This window comes from Hominimerdicola aceti (genome assembly GCF_025567495.1).
In the GTDB taxonomy this organism is placed as follows: Bacteria; Bacillota; Clostridia; order Oscillospirales; family Ruminococcaceae; genus Hominimerdicola; species Hominimerdicola aceti.
Genome location: NZ_JAOQJZ010000016.1, coordinates 1 through 20,704, shown reverse-complemented (window position 1 = coordinate 20,704; position 20,704 = coordinate 1). Strand labels below are relative to the sequence as shown.

Here is a 20,704-nt window from a genome sequence, read left to right as displayed (position 1 = left end):
GCTGTTTGAGGGGAGAGCATTATGGACGCAATTTTTATATGGTCGTCTGCGCTTGTGATATGTGTTGGACTTCCATTGTTTTTCACAGTAATAAATGTTATAAGGCTTTTTGAGAATGCACCTAAAGAATTGGACAGACCGCTGTTTGATGTGCTGACGGTGGTAATCGGTTCGCTGCTGTCTGTTTTTGACCTTGACGGGTTAGGTCTTGGCGTTGAATATGATGTTCCTCTAACTGTTCATGGGGAATTTCATACACCCATAGCAGGGGAGTATAGGTTTAGTTTTTTCTTCCTGTTTTTTATAGCTATGGTGTGCATTGTACTGTTGAGTGTTATAACAAAGAGAAAACCGCCGTTGTTTGCGGCTATGCTCATTGCAGGGGTGTATATGGGCAATGTGCTTGATATACTGCTGGTGATACAGCTTTTGAAGAATATGGATAACTTTTTCACGGTGATGATGTTGGTTTTTCCAATGAATTATATGCTTATGTCCGTAAGGCTCATTCGCCGTGAAATAAAGGCGCAGACGGGATATCTCAGCAATTCGGCGGAGAAAAGCGGCTTTATGGGCTGGCTTAATAAGCTTCTCACAAAAAGCCTTGGTTGGTATCTTATCAGCTTTGTGGCAATGATACCGCTCCTTGCGGTGATGCTTTTGATACTTGTTTTATTTGGACAGCGCCCTGACAGCATAGTAAAGGCTTTCACGGAAACAGCCGATTGGACGTTTTCTCAGCAGATACCTCCGCCGCCTGATTACTCACAAGGGCATTATCTTTGCACAGTTGCGGCAGGGGGACACGCTAAGCTCGTCAAACCTCAGCGAATGGGTCTGCGGCGTGGGGATAAGATAGTTGTGAACAGACAGCTTTGTGTTGCAAACGCATTTGAAGAGCTTATACAGGATAAGCTTCCACGTTTTCACAAATGTGTGAGAAGCTTTTACGATAAACACGGATATCCCATTTCACAGCATATATCGACGAAATTGCGTGCTGATGTGGTCTATATCCTTATGAAACCACTTGAATTTATTTTTATTGCGGTGCTGTATATGTTTGACGCCGATCCCGAAAGCAGGATCGCTATGCAGTATACAGGCAAAAAGTGCACCGACCTTACGAACTTTATGAAAGGATAGATTTTATGGCAAGAAAAAAGGCAGAGCCTAAAAAGACTGCTAAACCAAATAACAACGCATATATCGAGGGTGCAGGACTTGTTGCAGACGAAAAGATAACAATGTCTCTTGAAAAGAACTATATGCCATATGCCATGAGCGTTTTGGTATCAAGAGCGTTCCCTGAGATAGACGGTTTTAAGCCCTCACACAGAAAACTGCTTTATACCATGTATAAAATGGGACTTTTAAACGGAAAGCTCACAAAGTCTGCCAATATCGTTGGTGCGACCATGAGGCTCAATCCTCACGGCGACGGTGCTATATATGAAACCATGGTAAGACTTTCACAGGGCAATGAAGCGCTTTTGCACCCATATGTAATGAGCAAGGGTAACTTCGGTAAGGCATATTCAAGAGATATGGCTTATGCTGCCTCTCGATACACTGAGGCAAAGCTCATGCCTATCTGTCAGGAGCTTTTCGGAGATATAGACAAGGACACTGTTGATTTTGTTCCTAACTATGATAACACCACCACAGAGCCGACCTTGCTTCCTGCTACTTATCCGTCAATACTTGTTAATGCAAATGTTGGTATAGGCGTTTCTATGGCTTCATCAGTTTGTCCGTTCAATCTCAGCGAGGTTTGCGAGACAACTATCGGACTTATGAAAAATCCTGATTTCAACGCTCTTGAAACGCTGAAAGGACCTGACTTTCCGGGCGGTGCTTCACTTCTATATGATGAGGAGGAGCTTGATAAGATATACCGCACAGGAAAAGGCTCTGTTAAGCTGAGAGCAAAATATCAGTATGACAAGGAGTCAAGGTGTCTTGAGATCGTTGAGATACCTGCCACTACCACAGTTGAAGCAATAATCGAGAAGATAATTGCTCTCGTTAAGGCAGGCAAGATAAGAGAGGTATCATATATCCGTGATGAAACGGACATTAACGGTCTGAAAATAGGTATAGATATCAAAAAGGGCGTAGACCCTGACAAGCTTATGCAAAAGCTTTATAAGCTGACGCCGCTACAGGATTCATATTCATGTAATTTCTATATACTTGTTCACGGCTATCCAAGAATAATGGGCGTTTATGATATAATTAAAGAATGGGTAGCGTTCAGAATGGATTGCGTTCGACGCAGAACAAGCTTTGACCTTGCAAAGAAGAAAGACAAGCTCCACCTTCTGAAAGGTCTTGGAAAGATACTACTTGATATAGACAAGGCTATAAAGATAATCAGAGAAACGGAAGAAGAAACAGAAGTCGTTCCTAACCTTATGGTTGGATTCGGCATTGATGAGATCCAGGCTGATTATGTGGCTGAAATAAAGCTCAGACACCTTAACCGTGAGTATATCCTCAAAAGAACTGCCGAAACTGAGGACCTTGAAAAAGCTATTGCAGAGCTTGAAGATATTCTTGGAAGCGACAGAAAAATAAAGAATATCATCATTTCCGAATTAAAGGAAGTTTCAAAGAAGTATGGTCAGCCAAGAAAAACTCAGTTCTATTATAAGACTGATATCGAGGAGATAGACATAGAGGACGATATCCCTGACTACGCCTGCAAGCTTTTCCTATCTCAAAGCGGTTATTTCAAGAAATGTACTCCGCAATCACTGAGAATGGCAAGCGAGCAGAAGTATAAAGAGGGCGACGGCCCGCTTCAGGAAATGGAAAGCACCAACAAAACGGAGCTTCTGTTCTTCTCGGACAAGGCGGCTGTGTATAAGACCAAGGTATCGCAGTTTGCCGACACAAAGGCAAGCTCTCTTGGCGACTATATTCCTGCAAAGCTTGGTTTTGATGACGGTGAGGGCGTTGTGTCCATGGTGAATACTGTAGATTATTCGGGCTATATGATATTCTGTTTTGAAAACGGAAAGGTGGCAAAAGTGCCGCTCAATGCCTATGAAACAAAGACCAACAGAAAGAAGCTTGCCAACGCTTATTCTGCAAAGGCTAAGCTTGTGGGAATGTTCTTTGTGCAGGATAACGCTGAGATAATGCTTCGCACAACTAACGGCAGAGCAATGATATTTGATACAGCGCTTCTTATGCCTAAGTCCACGAGAGATACTATAGGCGTTCAGGTCATGACACTTAAAGCGAAGAATGCAGTTGTTGATAAGGCATTTATCGTTGACGATGAGACAGCAGCAGGCCTTTCAAAATATCGCAGCAAAACGATACCTGTTGCAGGCTGTTTTGCAAAGGATATCGAAGACCCAGATCAGATGCACTTCTGATATATGTTTTTTACAGCGGATAGACTTCTGTCCGCTGTTTTTCGTTTGTTGACTTTTTACAGAGATTATGGTATACTTGTTTTGAAAAAGTGTGCAAATGCACGGATGTTGCAAAAGGGAGTTGTTTTTATGGAGTGTCCTAAATGCCACAAGTCAATTGACGATGATGACATTTTCTGTCCTAACTGTGACACAAGATTAAGACCAGACAAAAATACATCTATCATGAAGCGTTTCAAAAAGCAGAATAAACCGCTAAATGTGGAAATAGTGGGCGAGAAAAAACATAAATTGTCTGAAGGCAAGCTCAAGCTTATTCTTATAACAGTGGCGGTAGTGCTCCTTGTGGTGCTTGTCGTCCTTATCGTTGTGAATATTATAAGCGGAAAGGGTGAAAACACCGCTGAGAGCATTTCTGAATATATCGGCGTAGATGTTGCAAAGGCTCAGAAAAAGCTTGATATGCACTTTAAGGACGAATCGGTTTTTCAGGGAGTGAACAATGCACTGAATTTTGATTATATCATTGAGTCTGATGACAGTGTTAATGTTGATGGCATAAATTATCCTGAATGGGCGGCACTTGTTACTGTTGATGATGAAGAACGTATACAAACTGTAAAATATTCAAATTTCAAGGTGCTTAAAAACAATGCAAACGGTGAAAAAAAGAGTAAAGCTATCAACCTTGATAAGTTTGAACAAGGAGCAAAGTGGAGTGGCTTGTCAGATGCCATAGACCTTGAATATTACGGCATCGTATGGTCAAAAGACACTAAAAATTATATATACCGCTATTGGTATGAGAATGACGCAGGTGATGATCAGCCTGTGGTGCTTAATGTAACGTTCGATACGGATAATAAGTATCTGTATTATTCTTCTACGCTTATTTATCCTGAATATCTGTAAAAGGGTCATAATGTTACAAAAGAAATACAAATTGTTGCGTAAATTCTACAATTGCACAAAAAAACTTGACTTATGCTCGGTTTGTTGCTAATATAAATTGATGAATAACGTAAAAAGGAGGTTCGGTATGGATCCTAGTACTAAATTATGTATGGGCTGTATGAACGAACTTGGTTCTGACGGTCGCTGTCATTATTGTAGCTATACCGACGATATCCCGCATTTACAGGCTTATCTTGCACCGAGAACAGTGCTTGACAACAGATATATAGTCGGAAAAATGCTTTCATATAATGGTGAGGGTGCGTCTTACATTTGCTACGATATGGTTGGCAAATGCAAGTGTGTGGCAAGAGAGTATATGCCTGACACTCTTTGCGAAAGAGATAGCGAAAGTCAGCGACTTGTGGTGAATCCAGATTGTCTGGCTAAGTATAAGACATTTATGTCTGAGTTTGCAGACGTGAACAAAGTTCTTTCACGCATGAGAAATCTTCAGCATATCGCCACGGCAAAGGATATGTTTTGCGAGAATAATACGACCTATGTCATACTCGAATATGTGGAGGGCGTGACGCTAAAGAAATTTTTACAGTCAAATACAGGCTTTCTCACATGGGAACAGGTCAAAAAGCTTTTTGTGCCATTGTTTACAACATTGAGCATTATACATAATGCAGGTATCATACACAGGGGAATATCTCCTGAAAATATTATTGTTACAACTGATTGTGAGCTTAAACTTACAGGCTTTTGCATAAGTTCTATAAGAACATCTAATACAGGGCTTTCTCCTGAGTTCTATTCAGGATATACCGCCCCTGAGCAATATTCTTCGTTAGAATGGCAGGGCACATGGACTGACGTTTATGCACTTGCTGCAGTTCTTTATAGAATACTAACAGGCTGTATGCCCCTTGATGCTTATACCCGAACAAAGAATGATACTATGGTCGAAGCTTGCAGAGTCAATCCGAGAATACCACAGCATATCTCACGAGTTCTTTCAAGAGCTATGAGAGTTCGTGGCGAAGAAAGAATACAGACAGTTTCAGAGCTTGTTACTGCACTTTTTGAGCAGCATACAACGCATATGGAACACCCTAAGGGTTCAACTCAGACTATCCCTATACAGCATGTTCCAAGACAAAGAACGCAGTCAAGGCAAATGCCACAGCAGACTCGTGAGGAAGAAAAGCCTAAGAATAAAACGGCTACGATAATAGGCTGGACGGTGCTTGTGATAGTGCTTTTGCTTTCAGTTTTTCTGCTATATGAGTTGTTTTCAGGTCCGTCGGACAGCAATAATGATTCGTCTGAGGATAAGGTCATTTCTTCTGATGATGCAGATGGAGTTGACAGCGAGGTATTCGTTTACAGCACCACAGTTGCTACGCCTAAGGTGACTGATGCTGAAAGTCAGTCAGAATATGGCTATGGCGCTATAATGCCTAACGTTGTGGGTCTGGAATACAATACTGTTGTAAAACAACTTGGTGAGGATTTTACTATCAAGGCTGAATATTATTATTCTGATGTTGACGATAAGGACGTTGTTAAAGAGCAGAGCATACCAGAGGGTACTGATTTTGATCCGTCTTTGAAAAATGAGCTTGTTCTTAAAGTATGTGCAGGTCCTGAAAATGTTTCTGTTCCTGATTTCTCTGGTCTGTCAAAGAAGGCTTACCTTGAGCTACTTGATTCTTATAATATCAAGTATAAGGTCGTTACCGATTTCTCAAGCTCTGTTTCTGCAGGATATGTTATGGCGACGAGCGTTAATGTTGGAAACACTGTGAATGTTAAAAATGGTGATGTGCTTACAGTTACAGTTTCCGCAGGTCTTGTGACTACTACGACCACTACAACAAAGGCAACAGAGCCTAAGCCTGATACGAACACAGGCAGCTCTTCTGAAACAACACCAGCTCCGGCTGTTGTGCCTGCTGAATAACGAAAACGTTTAATAAAATGTTAAAAAATAAACAAAGCCCTTGACAATTCAGGGGCTTTGTGCTATGCTCATTATAGATTATTAGGAAAGTAACAGGATAAATTGTTTCCTGGTTTGGAGGTATTTTACATGGCTAAGAAAATTGGTGTACTTACCAGCGGAGGAGATGCTCCGGGAATGAACGCTGCTGTCAGAGCAGTATGCAGAGCTGGTCTTGCAAAGGGTATGGAAGTCGTAGGTATCCTCAGAGGATATAACGGTCTTCTTAATGGTGAAGTTATTGAGATGAATGCAAGAACTGTTTCTGGCATAATCCAGAGAGGCGGTACTTGTCTTTATACTGCAAGATGTCCTGAATTCAGAGATATCGAGGGCGTAAAGAAGGGCAGAGATAAGTGTCTCGAAATGGGTCTTGACGGTATCGTAGTTATCGGTGGTGACGGCTCATTCAGAGGTGCGGCTGACCTTTCAGCACAGGGTATCCCATGTATCGGTCTGCCTGGTACTATAGACAACGATATTTCATGCACAGAATATACTATCGGTTATGACACAGCTATGAACACGGCTATGGAAATGATCGATAAGATCAGAGATACAGCACAGTCACATGACAGATGTTCAGTAGTTGAGGTAATGGGCAGAAACGCTGGTCACATTGCTATCAACGTTGCTGCTGCTGTAGGCGCTGAGGCTGTTATCACACCTGAGAAGCCTTATGACCTCAATGCTATTGCTCAGAAGATGGAGCAGACAAAGAAGTCAGGCAAGACACATTTTATCATTGTAGTTGCTGAGGGTGTTGGCAAGACAGAGTATATCACAAGAACTCTTCAGGATATTACTGGTGTCGAGTCAAGAGCTACTATTCTCGGTCATGTTCAGAGAGGCGGCTCTCCTACAGTAAGAGATAGAGTTGTCGCAACTGAAATGGGCTATCACGCTGTTGAACTGCTAGAGCAGGGCATTGGCAACAGAGTTGTTGGTATGAAGGACAACAAGATATATGATGTAGATATTCAGGAGGCTCTTTCAATGAAGAAGCCTTTCGAGGAAGAGCTTTACAAGATCCTCAATGAAACTGCATTCTAATTTTTCATGAGGTCTGAGTCTTTAAGACTTTGACATATTACAGAGTAGAAAACTGAGCGTTAAGTGTCCGTCGGACGGGGAGTTGCCGTCGGAACGAAAAAGGCAGAATCTTTGCGGTTCGGTTTTCGCATCCCGCTGAATGTGTAATTGAAGCTTTTTATAGCGGCTCTGCACATCCCGCATGGGTAGTGTGCAGAGCTGTTTTTATGCTCCGTTATGCACAAAGCGACAAGCTCGCAGAATAAGGAGGTAAATTTATGAAGAGCTTCGGAAGAATGTTCTATGACTCTTTCAAGTCACTGAAAGATCTTAGAACATTGACAACAGCAGGAATACTGATAGCGTTGGCGTTTGCTATCAGATCATTTTCCATTGAGGTAACGCCTGACTTGAGGATCGGTTTCACTTTTCTTGCAACCTGTACTATAGGTATGCTTTACGGACCTGTGGTATGCGGAATGTCTACATTTGTGCTTGACTTTCTAGGATATATAGTGCAGAACAAATCTCCGAGAGCCTACAGCCCACAGCTTGCAATGGTAGTTATTATTTCAGGTATCATCTATGGCTGTCTGTTGTATAAGTGCGATTTTAACAACAAAAAGCTTCAAAGCTACATAAGGATCGCAATTGCAAGAGGAAGTGTTATACTTTTCTGTAATATAGGACTTAATTCTTATTTCCTGTATACACTTTATGTAAACAAGACTTTTGGCATCACAAATCTCACCAAAGAAGGAATGAGCGGTTTTCTTACATACTGCACACCGAGAATAGCGAAAAATCTTATCCAGCTCCCTGTGGATCTGATCTTGCTCATGATATTCCTGCCTGCTGTGAAGTTTGCTTATGAAAAAGTAAGAACACAGTTTGGACATAAACCGACAAATATATGATTTAAAGCAGCGGCAGAAATGTCGCTGTTTTTTGCGTGAAAATATACAAGAAAAAGGGGGTACTAATGTGAAATTTAGGTGAAACACTTGAAATCCGTTGAGATTTAGTGTATAATTAAAATTAAGTTATTTTTAAGGCAGGCTTCTGCCTTTTATTCAGAAAGGTCTTGAGTGTATGATAAATGTTGGTTTTATCGGTGCAGGAAATATGGGCTATGCTATCATGAAGGGCATTGCAGGCAGTAAAATGAGTAAGGATATTCAGCTTTACGCTTTTGATAAATATGCTCCGATACTTGATAGACTTGACGAGCTTGGAACAGTAAAATGTTCAGGCTGTGCAGAGGTAGTTGAAAAGTCAGAATATGTTTTTCTTGCAATTAAGCCTCAGCAGCTTGACGAGGTGCTTGATGAGATAGCTTCTGCGGTAACGAAAGATACGGTCATAGTTTCTATCTGCGCAGGCATTACAGATGATTATATCGCTTCAAAAACTGTGGCTGGCGCAAAGGTAGTGCTTGTTATGCCAAACACTCCTCTTCTTCTTGGGGAGGGCGCAACTGCTCTTTCACGCTCTGACAGCGTAACAGATGAGGAGTTTGAGCTTGTTTGCAATATATTTGGCTCATGCGGTATGTATGCCGTCATATCAAAGGATAAAATGAAAGAGATAATAGCAATAAACGGCTCATCTCCTGCTTTTATCTATCTGTATGCTCAGGCATTCGTAGAGTATGCGAAGAGCGTTGACATCGATGAAACAGTTGCAAGAGATCTTTTTGCAAAGTCGCTTATCGGCTCTGCCAAAATGATAACTGACAGTGGCAAGTCACTTGATGAGCTTATTGAAATGGTATCATCAAAGGGTGGCACAACTATCGCTGGTCTTGAAAAGCTCCGTGAGGGCGGTCTGCCAAAGGCTGTTGAGGATTGCTGCAAGGCTTGCACTAAGAGAGCTTACGAGCTTTCAAAATAGTTATTTTTTCTGCACCGTGGCATATACATTACTCAAAGGAGTGATGTATAATGAACAGCGGGACAGGCATATACAAAAGCGGAGTTCTTGCATTTTTTGCAGGAGCTATCCTGATTGGTGCGCTTTTGGGTGCTGTTACTTTTTGCTTTATGGGCAGCGACGAACTTTCAATGCTGTCGGTGTTTTCAAACAGCTTTGTTGACGTGAGGTCGTCAGGTGATCTTGAAGAAATTCTTGTGAGGTCTTTTTTCAGTTCGACTGTTTTTTTAGCAGTTGTGTTTTTGTCAGGTTTTTCTTCACTGGGACAGCCTTTAGCTGTTGCAGTATTGCTGTTGCGTGGCACGGGCTGGGGTGTTGCAATGTCTCAGCTTTACAGCATTTACGGTGGACATGGTGCATTACTTTCAGCGATGTTTGTACTTCTTCCTGCAGTCATAACAGCGGCGGCACTTATGATAGCCGCAAGGGAAGCTGTCGCTATGTCAAATATCCTGCTGCGCATTGTTTTTTCTGAAGGACAGCATAGCGGTCTGCGACAGACGGTGCGGCTTTATGCTGTTAAGTTTCTTGTGCTTGAAGCAGCGGCGGCTGTTGCGGCTGCGCTTGAATGTCTGCTGACGATTATTTTTGCAGGACGAATTTAGTATACAGTATACAAAGAATGAAATAAAATTCGGGGCAATTTCGGGGACTATTAATTTTAAGGAGCGGTGTAATGTCTTTATTTGGTAATTACAATACCCCTGGCAGAGGTGTACTTAAAGCACCTCAGGAGAAAAAGGGTATTTTTAAGTTTTTTGAAGTCTATGGCAGGCATATGTGGAAGCTTATGGAGCTTAATTTGCTGTATTTCGTTTTCTGCATACCGATGACGCTTATGGTCATACTTATGCTTATGACATCAAATCCAATATGGCTCTTACTGGCGATACCGTCAGTATTGGTAGGACCTGCAACGGCTGCAATGACAAAGGTTTGCCGAAATTATTCTCAGGAAAGAAATGCGTTTCTGCTACATGATTTCTGGGATTCTTTCAAGAAGAATTTCAAGCAGGGCACTATCATGGGTGCCATAGATATCATCTTCGCTATAGGATTTATGGTCGGGATTCCAATGTATAAATATTGGGCAGAGCAGAACTCCATGATATACATTCCGTTTGTTATCTGCATAAGCTGTCTTATTGTATTCTTCATGATGCACTTTTACATCTATCTTATGATAAGCTCCACTAACCTTAACATGAAGCAGATAATAAAGAACTCGTTTTATCTTGTGAGTCTTGGCATAAAGCAGTCTCTTTGGTCACTTCTGGCATCGCTTATCGTTATTGTTATGATGTATCTTTTCCTGCCATATTCTCTGTTCATATTGCCATTTTGGCCTCTTTCGTTCATATGCTTCGTGACTTGCTTCAATTGTTATCCTGTTATCAGAAAACACGTTATCCAGCCTTACTACGATCAGCGTGGTGAAAGCAATCCTGAGTTTGCATACAAGAATGCAGACCCTGACGAACAGCTCTTTGAGGATAGAGCGGCGGAAGAAACTCCTGTCAAGACCAAAGAGAGCAGAAAAAAAGGCAAAACAATCTCATAAAAAACATAAGGACAGCTCGTTTGAACTGTCCTTTGTTTATGCTAATTATTTTTCGATTTCGCCAAGTGAAAGCGCTTTGAGATAAGCGTTTATGAAACCGTCAAGGTCGCCGTCCATAACAGCGTTTACATTGCTGTTTTCAAAACCCGTTCTGTGATCTTTTACAAGAGTGTATGGCATGAAAACATAGGAACGTATCTGAGCGCCCCATGCGATCTCTTTCTGAACACCCTTGATATCCTCTATCTTCTCTAGATGTTCACGCTCTTTTATTTTGATAAGCTCTGCTTTGAGCATTTTCATTGCATAATCCCTGTTCTGAAACTGTGAACGCTGTGTCTGGCATGATGTAACGATGCCTGTTGGTATGTGGGTAAGTCTTACGGCTGATGACGTTTTGTTGATGTGCTGTCCGCCTGCACCGCTTGCACGATAAACGTCCATTTTAATATCCTCAGGACGGATATCTACTTCAATAGTGTCATCAATCTCAGGCATAACGTCCACCGCTGAGAATGACGTGTGTCTGCTTCCTGAGCTGTCGAAAGGTGAGATACGCACAAGTCTGTGTATTCCTGCTTCGCTTTTAAGATAGCCATAAGCGTTTTCACCCTCCACGATAACGGAGGCACTCTTCATGCCAGCCTCTGCACCCTCGAGATAATCAAGAGTAGTCATTTTGAAGCCGTGGCTTTCACACCATTTATGATACATCCTGAAAAGCATTTCGCTCCAATCCTGCGCCTCAGTTCCGCCTGCTCCTGCATGAAAGTTGATGATAGCGTTGTTGTGATCATACTCGCCTGTGAGCAGAGTGTCAAGCTGTGCGGCGTCAAGACCCTCTTTTAGAGTTTTAAGCTCAGACTGTATTTCGTCGATCATGTCCTCGTCACCCTCATCGGCTGCCATTTCAATAAGCACTTCGATATCCTCAAATGACGACTTGAATTTATTGTATTTTTCCAGTTTGCCCTCAAGATTTCTTGTTTCCTGCAAAACCTTCTGCGATTTCTCCATGTCGTCCCAAAAATTAGGTTCTGCGGCTTTTTCGTGAAGCTCTGCGATCCTTTCCTGAGAACGCTCAATATCGTATACGTCATGCAGCTCGCTGATGATAGGTCTAAGAGCTTCAAGCTCTGACTTTAAGTTTTCTAAAAATACCATATCTTTTTCTCCTTATTTTATATCATTATATATTATAAAACTTTTTTTGTGAAAAGTAAAGGAAAAATATAAAAAAACTATAGCATTTTCCTGAAAGTTGTGCTATAATATTATTTAAAGGCTTTAAAAAGCCTGTTTCAGCAAGAAAGGAAACCCGATATGGCTAATTATACAGGAAAAAAATGCTTTTCCTGCGGAGAAGTATTCAAAGATGGTGACGATATAGTTGTATGTCCTGAGTGTGGCACGCCTTATCATCGTGAGTGTTATCTCAAAGAAGGAAAGTGCATAAATGACGCTTTGCATGAAAGTGGTCAGAGCTGGGAGCAAACTCAGGAGAGTGTAGAAAGTGAGAATATACGCTGTATACGCTGCGGTTTTGAAAATCCGCCTGACAAGCTATTTTGTGAAAAGTGCGGAACACCGCTTACGAAAAATGATACTGAGGAACGTCCATTTAACGACATGGACACGCAAAATAACGCTCAGCAGACCGGTCCTGACGGACAGCCTTACGGTCCGTTTGGCAGACAGGTTGTATTTGATAAGGACTCAGATCTTGAAGGCATTAAACTAGATGACTATGCAAAATTTGTAAAGACAAATCCGCTTATATTTTTGTCTAACTTTATACGTTTTGGTAAATTTGGTGGAAAGATTTCCATAAACTTTGCTGCTTTCCTTTTTCCACACCTGTATTTTCTGTTTAGAAAAATGAATCTTGTGGGTATCATCATGCTTGTGGCTACGGCACTGCTCAATATCCCTACTGCGATAGAATATCTTAGTGCAGGAACAATGGGTTTCTCGCTTGATATCGGCATCGATGTGACTGGAAGGGTTTTTCAGGGCATTTCCGCTGCGACATGGTATGTTTCAATGGCACTTCAGTTTGTGGCAGGCTTTTTCGGCAATTATATGTATTATAAGTTTGCACAAAAAAAGATCCGTGAGATAAGGTCGGAGGACGGCACTGAGCAGGAGATTGCTGAAAAGATAACAGCAAAGGGCGGTACGTCATGGGGTGCTGTTATTCTTGGCTTTGCCGTTTATTCTGCGATAGTTGTGTTTGGCATTTTTGGTGTTACAAAGATATTTGCATGATTTTACAAAAAGTTCATAAAAAAGCGCAAGTGACACTTGACAGATAATCGGTCTTGTGTTATAATAATTGAGTTATCCTTGCTTGTGCAAATTGCGGCACAGGCGAAATCCAAAAGGAGGTGCAAATGCAATGGCAAAAATTAATGAGTCTTATGAGGCTATGGTAATTTTCAGCTCTAAGCTTGACGAGGAGGCTGTAAACACACTCACAGCTAAGTTCAATGACTTGATCAAGGCAAACGCAAGTGACGTTACACTTAGTAATTGGGGCAAGCGTAAGCTGGCTTATGCTATCAATTATGAAACAGAAGGTACTTATGTACTGTGGTCATTCACATCTACGCCTGAGTTTCCAGCTGAGCTTGAGAGAATTCTTGGTATCACAGACGGCGTGATCCGTTTCTTAGTAACGGTCAAGTAAAACTGCGAAAGAGGGAAAAGTTATGCTTAACAGAGTTATTTTAATGGGTAGGATCACTCAGGATCTTGAAGTAAGACAGACTCCTAGTGGAAATGCAGTTTTGAGATTCAATGTTGCAGTTGACAGACCAGTTCGTCAGGGTGCTGAAAGGCAGACTGATTTTATTACTTGCACTGCTTGGGGACAGAGAGCTGAATTTATCAACAGATACTTTTCAAAGGGCAGAATGATCGCTCTTGAAGGTCAGATAAGAACAGGTTCTTATGATGACAAGAATGGTGTAAAGCATTATACAACTGAGGTCAATGTTGACAGTGTGTCTTTCACGGGTGAACCAAAACAGCAGGGAGCAGGTAACTATTCCAATAACTACGGAAATGGTGGTTATCAGCAGAATAATTATCAGCAGAACAATGGTGGATATTCACAGCCTGCAAACAATTCTAATCAGAATAACTATAACAATGCTCCATCAAATGACGCTTTGTCCATTGGTGACCTTGACGATTTTGAAGAAGTATTGACCGATGACGGAGTACCGTTCTAAGCAGAGGAGTTTTGAAAAATATTTCTCTAAGGAGGGAAATTTACCATGGAAAAGGAAAGAAATACAAGCAGACCTATGAAGAGAGGTCGTAAGAAGGTTTGTATGTTCTGTGCAGACAGAGCTGAAAAGATCGACTATAAGGATATCGCAAAGCTTAGAAAGTGCATGACAGAGAGAGCTAAGATCCTCCCTAGACGTGTAACTGGCACTTGTGCTTATCATCAGAGAGAACTTACAACAGCTATCAAGAGAGCACGTCATGTGGCACTTCTTCCATATGTAGCTGACTAATAGTGTTTTCTATTTTGAGGTACCTTTATAGGTGCCTCTTTTTGTTAAGGGGAAGTTTCTGAGTGGGGCTTGCAAATGTATCATAAATATGATATTATATACTAAAGCTGTATAACAAAGCATTACAGTATTTGTAGAGCTGTAAGGAAATGGAGCAACTATGAAAGATAAAACTGATGTTAAAATAAATAATATTATGCCGTGTGTTCCAACGAGAGATCTGGTAGTTTTCCCTGGAATGTCTATGCATTTTGATGTTGGCAGACCAAGAACTATAAAGAGTATGAAAAATGCCATGGACGGCGATCGACTTGTTTTTCTTTGTGCGCAAAAAGACGTTTATCTTGAAATGCCTGAAAAAAAGGATATGTTCAAGGTGGGTACTGTAGCAAAGGTAAGACAGATCGTTAAAGCACCTGATGGAATATACAGATGCTATGTAGAAGGTCTGCGTAAAGCGAGACTTGCTGAGTTTTATCAGTATGATGATTGCTATGAAGCTGATGTAAGACTTGTACCAAATTATTCAAAGGATAGGCTTGACGATGACGAACAACTTGCTGTTTTTCGTTCGGTCTTAGATGAGTTTGAAGAGTATGTTAAGGTGGTTCCTAAAATGCCTGAAGAGCTTTATGCCCAGATACTCGGTTCTAAAACGCCTGTTCAACTTTTTGAAAGTTTGGCATTTAATATTCCGTTAGCTTTTACTGACAGACAGTCGCTTCTTGAAGCCCCATCTGTTTTAGATAAGCTAATTCTTATGATCACTATGCTTTCACGAGAGACCAATGTTTTATCTCTTGAAAGAAGGATACATAGTCAGGTCCATTCTCAGATAGAAGAAAGTCAGCGCGAATACTATATACGTGAGCAGATCAAGGCGTTACAGAATGAGTTGGGTGAAAATGAAGACGGCTCAGATGTAAATGAGATTGATGAGTACACACATAGGATAGATTCACTTATATTGTCCGAAGAAGTTCGTGATAAGCTTATGGGCGAGGTCAGGAAGCTTTCCAAGATGGGTATGATGTCACAGGAGGGTGTTGTGCTGAGAAATTATCTCGACACAGTGCTTGCATTGCCGTGGAATGCTGTCACAAAGGATAGGACAGACGTTAAAAAGGCAAAGCAGATACTTGACAAGGATCACTATGGCATGGCAAAGGTCAAGGATAGAATACTTGAAAATCTTGCTGTAAGAGCGCTTACTCCTGATATCAAGGGGCAGATCCTCTGTCTTGTTGGTCCTCCAGGCGTTGGCAAAACTTCAGTGGCAAAGTCTGTCGCTAGAGCACTTAATCGAAACTTTGTAAGGGTCTCATTGGGCGGTGTTAAGGACGAAAGTGATATCAGAGGTCACAGAAAGACGTATGTTGGTGCAATGCCAGGAAGAATAATGAATGCCATGAAGCTTGCAGGAAGTAAAAATCCTGTTGTTCTTCTTGATGAGATAGACAAGATGAGCAATGATTTCAGAGGCGATCCATCGTCTGCTATGCTTGAGGTTCTTGACAGCGAGCAGAATAATGCTTTCAGAGATCACTATATTGAAGTGCCGTTTGATTTAAGTGATGTGCTGTTTATTACAACTGCAAATACTCTCGATACTGTTCAAGCACCTCTTCTCGACCGTATGGAGGTCATAGAGTTGTCTAGCTATACTAGGGAGGAGAAGTTCCATATTGCAAAGGAACATCTTATTAAAAAGCAGGAAGGTAAGAACGGTCTTAAAGCATCTCAGATACGCATCTGCAATGATGCTATCTATAAGCTTATAGACAGCTACACAAGAGAGGCTGGCGTTAGAAATCTTGAAAGACAGATAGGCTCGCTTTGCCGAAAGGCTGCTAAGGAGATAGTTGAAGACGGCGTTAAGAAAGTTACTTTCAAGGCGGATAATCTTGAAAAATATCTTGGTCATGAGAAATATCTCCCTGATGTTGTATCAGACAAAGATGCTGTTGGCTCTGTAAATGGCCTGGCATGGACGTCAGTGGGCGGAGTTGTTATGCCTTTGGAAGTCCTTGTGCTTGACGGAAAGGGCAGAATAGAGCTTACAGGCTCACTTGGCGACGTTATGAAGGAGTCTGCAAAGATTGCTGTAAGCTATTGCAGAAGCGTTGCTGACAAATATGGCATCGATAAAGACTTTTACGAGAAAAAAGATTTGCATATACACGCTCCTGAGGGTGCTGTGCCTAAGGACGGTCCATCTGCAGGTGTTACCATGATAACGGGCATCATCTCTGCATTGGGTAATATAAAAGTACGCAGTGACGTTGCTATGACAGGCGAAATAACTCTTAGCGGCAAAGTACTGCCTATAGGCGGTCTCCGTGAAAAGACTATGGCTGCATACAAGGCGGGGGTAAAGACTATTATTGTGCCTTTTGCTAATAAGGGCGATCTTGATGACGTTGACGATACAGTAAAGCTTTGTTGCGAGTTCGTGTTCGCAAAGACTATTCAGGATGTGCTTGACGTTGCACTTGTTCCAAACAGCAAAAATAATGTTCCGCTTGAACTCCTAAGCAAGAACGAGCCGGAGCGAAAAAAATTAACGGTATAGAAAGGGCCGCCTATGAATTATAACAAAGCAGAATTTTATACTTCCTTTGGAAAATTCTCGCAGATACCCAAGTCTGACAGACTTGAATTTGCCTTTTCTGGCAGGTCGAATGTGGGAAAGTCGTCGCTGATAAACAAGCTTCTTAACAGAAAAAACTTGGCGAGAGTAAGCTCTATGCCGGGTAAAACTGTTACAATAAACTTCTTTTCTGTGGAGAATATCTATATCGTTGATCTGCCTGGATATGGCTATGCCAGCGTATCAAAGTCCGAGAAAAGGCAGTGGGGCAGTCTTATAGGAGGCTATCTTGACGACGGCAGCAGACAGCTTGCACTTGTTTTTCAGCTTGTGGATATGCGTCATCCGCCGAGCAAAGACGATCTGATGATGATAAATTATCTTATTGACGCTGAGATACCATTTATAATCGTGTTCACCAAGGCGGATAAGCTCAAGCCTAACGCCAGAAAAGCACGTATGGAAGCTTTCAAGACAGAGATACCATGCTTTGAGGACATCACCTGTGTGGAGTTCTCTGCGATCACCGGAGAGGGCGTAGATGAATTGAGGGCAATAATAGACGATATATCCGAGGGAGCTGAGATAACGCCACCAGAGAAACTAGAAGGCGATACAGAGGACGAAGAAGAGGAATATTACGATGATAAAGAGGATATTTCTGATGAGCCGAAATCATTCGGCGGTTTTCTAACGCCTAATAGAAGAAAAAATTAAGAGTAAATAAATAAAAAATTCATAATTCTCCTTTACATTTTTCATGACTTGTGTTAAAATATATTTATGGTTTAACACTTTACACCATGAAACGTAAAGGAGATTTTTTTAATGAAAGAGAAACTTGAGATCAAAAATTTAGACGATCTTTATGAAGCAGTGCTTTGTCTTGAAACTGTCGAGGAATGCAGGTTGTTTTTTAAAGATCTTTGCACTATACCTGAGCTGAAAGCACTTTCGCAGCGTTTTCAGGTTGCAAAAATGCTCACAAAGGATCATGTTTACAGCGATATAGTAAACGAAACAGGTGCTTCAACGGCAACTATAAGCCGTGTCAACCGCTCGCTTTCTTATGACGGCTCAGGCGGATATAATATCGTTTTTGACAGATTGGATAAGAAGGAAGATAAGTAATGAGCGGATACGGCAGATTTGCCTGTTACTATGATAAGCTTACAGAGAATGTCGATTACGGAAAAATTGCAGCACGGTGTCATGAGCTTATAAAACGATACAGTTCAGAGCATGAGGTAGTTTTGGACCTTGCCTGCGGCACAGGTTCGCTCAGTGAAGCACTTGCACGTCTTGATTATGATGTGGTAGGCGTTGATCTGTCGGATCAAATGCTGGAAGAAGCCATGGATAAGCGCTATGAAAGTGGTCTGAACATACAGTATCTTATGCAGGATATGACTGAGCTTGATCTGTATGGCGCAGTTGATGCTGTTGTTTGTGTTCTTGACAGCATAAATCACCTTGAAAATGAGGAAGCTGTCAGAAAGACTTTTGAGTGTGTATCAAAATTCACCTGCGATGGTGGACTTTTCATATTTGATGTAAATACTGTGTACAAGCACCGAGTGATCCTTGCAGACAATGCGTTCTGCTATGATCTTGATGGGCTTTTCTGTGCATGGCAGAATGAGCTCAATGATGATGACAGCGTGAGCATATATCTTGACTTCTTTGAGGAGCAGGAGGACGGCTCTTATTGTCGTTTTAGTGAGGATTTCACAGAGAAGATATACACGGACGAGTTTTTGAGCGAGCTTGTAAAGTCAAATGATTTTGAGCTTATAGGAAAGTATGACGGATTTGAGGACTCGCCAGTTAATGATAAAACGCAGAGAGTTCTTTATGTGTGCAGGAGAATAAACAGAGGGTGATTTTATGGGTAGAATAGTTAGAGTTATAAGTAAAGACGCTTCCGTTGTGTGCAGCGCTATCGACGGAAAGGATATTGTTTCACGCATTGAAGAGATACATAAAACTTCCGCTGTGGTCACGGCGGCACTTGGCAGACTTGCTATGGGTACTTCGCTCATGGGGTTTGGACTTAAAGGCAAAGATGATTCTATTACTGTAAAAATGGACGGTGACGGTCCTACAGGTGCGCTTATATGCGTATCTGACAGCATGGGAAATGTTAAGGCATATGTTCAAAATCCAGTGGTGGAACTGCCGCTTAACGATAAAGGTAAGCTTGATGTCAGAGGGGCTGTAGGCTCCAATGGTACGCTTAGTGTGGTCAAGGACATGGGACTTAAAGAGCCGTACTGCGGACAAGTGCCTATTGTTTCAGGCGAAATAGCAGAGGACATAACTAACTATCTTGCTGTCAGTGAGCAGGTGCCAATCGTCTGCGCTCTTGGCGTACTTGTAAATCCAGATCTGACAGTGAATTGTGCTGGTGGATTTCTTATTCAGCTTTTGCCGTTTGCACCTGAGTCAGCTATAGATCAGATAGAGAAGAATATAAACGGAATGGAGTCTGTAACAAAGCTTATATGTGGTGGTATGACCACAGAAGCTATTGCAATGAAAGCCTTGGAGGGTCTTGAACCGAACGTTCTTGATGATTTTGAGGTTAATTATCGTTGCGATTGTTCGAGGGAAAGAGTAGAGAATGCTCTTATATCTTTGGGCAGGGCAGAACTTGAAGATCTTTCTAAAGACGGTGGTACTGATGTTGAGTGTCACTTCTGTGATAAGAAATATCACTTTACTCCTGAGGAAATTTTAGGGTTAATAAAAGAATAATATTTAATGAATATTTTATGTACACTATTCAAATGCCCGATAATAAAGCGTTTGCGGACTTAAACTTTTTTTGAAAAATTTCAAAAAAACTCTTGACAAATGGCTTTGAATAGTGTATAATAAATATCGTCGCTGAGAGATACAACTCAAAACGACAGCTAACGGGAGCATAGCTCAGCTGGGAGAGCATCTGCCTTACAAGCAGAGGGTCACAGGTTCGAGCCCTGTTGTTCCCACCAAGCGGACTTATAAAGTCCGCTCATATGGCCGGGTAGTTCAGCTGGTTAGAACGCTAGCCTGTCACGCTAGAGGTCGTGGGTTCGAGCCCCATTCCGGTCGCCAATACATTCTTTATGTATCAGGTTTCGGTATCTTGCATATAATATTGTAGATACCACAAAATGCGGATTTAGCTCATCTGGTAGAGCGCCACCTTGCCAAGGTGGAGGTAGCGAGTTCGAGCCTCGTAATCCGCTCCAATATGGCGCTATAGCCAAGTGGTAAGGCATAGGTCTGCAACACCTTGATCCCCAGTTCAAATCTGGGTGGCGCCTCCAATGACTCACAGAGCTTCTGTTCTGTGAGTTTATTTTTTTGCCTAAATATAATAAACGATCCAAAGTGACAGCTGAGCGACGCTCAGCTGTCACTTTTTGTATCAAGAGAACAAAGGAGCAAAGCAAAATGGACAAAAAGAGATAAGAAAAGGGAAATAAAGTGTAAAAAAAGCAGAAAGCGAAAAAAGGGGTTGACAAAAGGGCATAAAAGTGATAAAATAAACAAGTCGTCTCGAGAGAGAGCGATAAAGAGAGAAGCGAAACGAAGGTAAAAGGTTCGGGAGAACAGGAGAGACCTAAGGAGTAGCTCGAAAAGAACTTCACAAAAGAGTTCAAACGAATTCACAAAGAATTCACAAAGAAAAGTCTTGACAAAGCTTAGCTAATATGATATAATAGATAAGCTGATTTAAGACAGCACATTAGAAAGCACGAAAAAATCGAAAGTCAAAAA

19 protein-coding genes, 4 tRNA genes and 1 riboswitch are annotated in these 20,704 nt (G+C 41.6%); of the genes, 22 read left to right on the top strand and 1 reads right to left on the bottom strand.

Translation table 11 applies throughout. The annotated features are described in order from the left end of the window. Positions 1–21 precede the first annotated feature (21 nt). The 9 genes from OCV57_RS12775 (at position 22) to OCV57_RS12735 (ending at position 10,819) form a co-directional block, all read left to right on the top strand. Positions 22–1,146: a DUF6688 domain-containing protein gene (locus OCV57_RS12775; protein ID WP_022287506.1), complete on the top strand. Its 1,125-nt coding sequence runs from the start codon at positions 22–24 to the stop codon at positions 1,144–1,146. 5 nt (positions 1,147–1,151) lie between these two features. Beyond that, positions 1,152–3,389 (top strand): DNA gyrase subunit A, encoded by a 2,238-nt coding sequence (locus OCV57_RS12770; RefSeq protein WP_118157986.1) that lies wholly within the window; start codon positions 1,152–1,154, stop codon positions 3,387–3,389. Positions 3,390–3,518: 129 nt separating this feature from the next. Then, positions 3,519–4,301, top strand: a complete 783-nt coding sequence (locus OCV57_RS12765; RefSeq protein WP_267301862.1) for a zinc ribbon domain-containing protein — start codon at positions 3,519–3,521, stop codon at positions 4,299–4,301. 127 nt (positions 4,302–4,428) lie between these two features. Next, on the top strand, positions 4,429–6,255 hold the full coding sequence (locus OCV57_RS12760; RefSeq protein WP_081856057.1) for a protein kinase domain-containing protein: 1,827 nt from the start codon (positions 4,429–4,431) through the stop codon (positions 6,253–6,255). Between the two features lie 129 nt (positions 6,256–6,384). Further along, a complete protein-coding gene (gene pfkA, locus OCV57_RS12755; protein WP_022287510.1) occupies positions 6,385–7,347 on the top strand; it encodes a 6-phosphofructokinase in 963 nt (320 codons plus the stop codon). Between the two features lie 38 nt (positions 7,348–7,385). Continuing rightward, positions 7,386–7,487: riboswitch (THF riboswitch) on the top strand. Positions 7,488–7,604: 117 nt separating this feature from the next. Beyond that, the gene (locus OCV57_RS12750) at positions 7,605–8,243 is read left to right on the top strand and encodes a folate family ECF transporter S component (RefSeq protein WP_267301860.1); all 639 of its coding nucleotides are present in this window, start codon (positions 7,605–7,607) and stop codon (positions 8,241–8,243) included. Positions 8,244–8,418: 175 nt separating this feature from the next. After that, a complete protein-coding gene (gene proC / locus OCV57_RS12745) occupies positions 8,419–9,219 on the top strand; it encodes a pyrroline-5-carboxylate reductase (protein ID WP_267301859.1) in 801 nt (266 codons plus the stop codon). Positions 9,220–9,269: 50 nt separating this feature from the next. After that, a complete protein-coding gene (locus tag OCV57_RS12740) occupies positions 9,270–9,863 on the top strand; it encodes a stage II sporulation protein M (protein WP_195249805.1) in 594 nt (197 codons plus the stop codon). A 71-nt stretch (positions 9,864–9,934) separates the two neighbouring features. Then, complete coding sequence (locus OCV57_RS12735) at positions 9,935–10,819, top strand: YesL family protein (protein WP_267301856.1); 885 nt, start codon at positions 9,935–9,937, stop codon at positions 10,817–10,819. A gap of 45 nt (positions 10,820–10,864) precedes the next feature. Here the strand turns inward: OCV57_RS12735 and prfB are convergent, their stop codons facing one another. After that, positions 10,865–11,983: a peptide chain release factor 2 gene (gene prfB / locus OCV57_RS12730; RefSeq protein WP_022287515.1), complete on the bottom strand. Its 1,119-nt coding sequence runs from the start codon at positions 11,981–11,983 to the stop codon at positions 10,865–10,867. Positions 11,984–12,142: 159 nt separating this feature from the next. Here prfB and OCV57_RS12725 point away from each other — a divergent pair, with 159 nt between their 5' ends. From OCV57_RS12725 to OCV57_RS12665, 13 genes are all read left to right on the top strand, one after another. Further along, positions 12,143–13,087, top strand: coding sequence for an RING finger protein (locus OCV57_RS12725; RefSeq protein ID WP_267301855.1), 945 nt, complete (start codon positions 12,143–12,145; stop codon positions 13,085–13,087). Positions 13,088–13,217: 130 nt separating this feature from the next. Then, positions 13,218–13,508, top strand: coding sequence for a 30S ribosomal protein S6 (gene rpsF, locus OCV57_RS12720; protein ID WP_267301854.1), 291 nt, complete (start codon positions 13,218–13,220; stop codon positions 13,506–13,508). A gap of 22 nt (positions 13,509–13,530) precedes the next feature. Continuing rightward, positions 13,531–14,055: a single-stranded DNA-binding protein gene (locus OCV57_RS12715; RefSeq protein ID WP_022287518.1), complete on the top strand. Its 525-nt coding sequence runs from the start codon at positions 13,531–13,533 to the stop codon at positions 14,053–14,055. A gap of 45 nt (positions 14,056–14,100) precedes the next feature. Continuing rightward, the gene (gene rpsR / locus OCV57_RS12710; protein ID WP_022287519.1) at positions 14,101–14,346 is read left to right on the top strand and encodes a 30S ribosomal protein S18; all 246 of its coding nucleotides are present in this window, start codon (positions 14,101–14,103) and stop codon (positions 14,344–14,346) included. A gap of 160 nt (positions 14,347–14,506) precedes the next feature. Then, positions 14,507–16,918 carry an endopeptidase La gene (lon, locus tag OCV57_RS12705; RefSeq protein ID WP_267301852.1) on the top strand — a complete coding sequence of 804 codons (2,412 nt, stop codon included), beginning with the start codon at positions 14,507–14,509 and terminating at the stop codon, positions 16,916–16,918. Positions 16,919–16,930: 12 nt separating this feature from the next. Continuing rightward, entirely contained in the window at positions 16,931–17,653 is a 723-nt protein-coding gene (gene yihA / locus OCV57_RS12700; RefSeq protein WP_267301851.1) for a ribosome biogenesis GTP-binding protein YihA/YsxC, read from the top strand. Positions 17,654–17,764: 111 nt separating this feature from the next. Then, positions 17,765–18,067: a YerC/YecD family TrpR-related protein gene (locus tag OCV57_RS12695; RefSeq protein WP_041337345.1), complete on the top strand. Its 303-nt coding sequence runs from the start codon at positions 17,765–17,767 to the stop codon at positions 18,065–18,067. Further along, on the top strand, positions 18,067–18,819 hold the full coding sequence (locus OCV57_RS12690; protein WP_041337346.1) for a class I SAM-dependent DNA methyltransferase: 753 nt from the start codon (positions 18,067–18,069) through the stop codon (positions 18,817–18,819). The genes OCV57_RS12695 and OCV57_RS12690 overlap by 1 nt, the downstream gene beginning before the upstream one ends. A gap of 4 nt (positions 18,820–18,823) precedes the next feature. Then, positions 18,824–19,693, top strand: a complete 870-nt coding sequence (gene hslO / locus OCV57_RS12685; protein ID WP_267301850.1) for an Hsp33 family molecular chaperone HslO — start codon at positions 18,824–18,826, stop codon at positions 19,691–19,693. 163 nt (positions 19,694–19,856) lie between these two features. Further along, positions 19,857–19,932: transfer RNA gene (locus OCV57_RS12680), tRNA-Val, on the top strand. A gap of 26 nt (positions 19,933–19,958) precedes the next feature. Beyond that, positions 19,959–20,035: transfer RNA gene (locus OCV57_RS12675), tRNA-Asp, on the top strand. 61 nt (positions 20,036–20,096) lie between these two features. After that, positions 20,097–20,172 (top strand) — tRNA-Gly (locus tag OCV57_RS12670). A gap of 4 nt (positions 20,173–20,176) precedes the next feature. After that, positions 20,177–20,250 (top strand) — tRNA-Cys (locus OCV57_RS12665). The last annotated feature ends 454 nt before the right edge of the window (positions 20,251–20,704 follow it).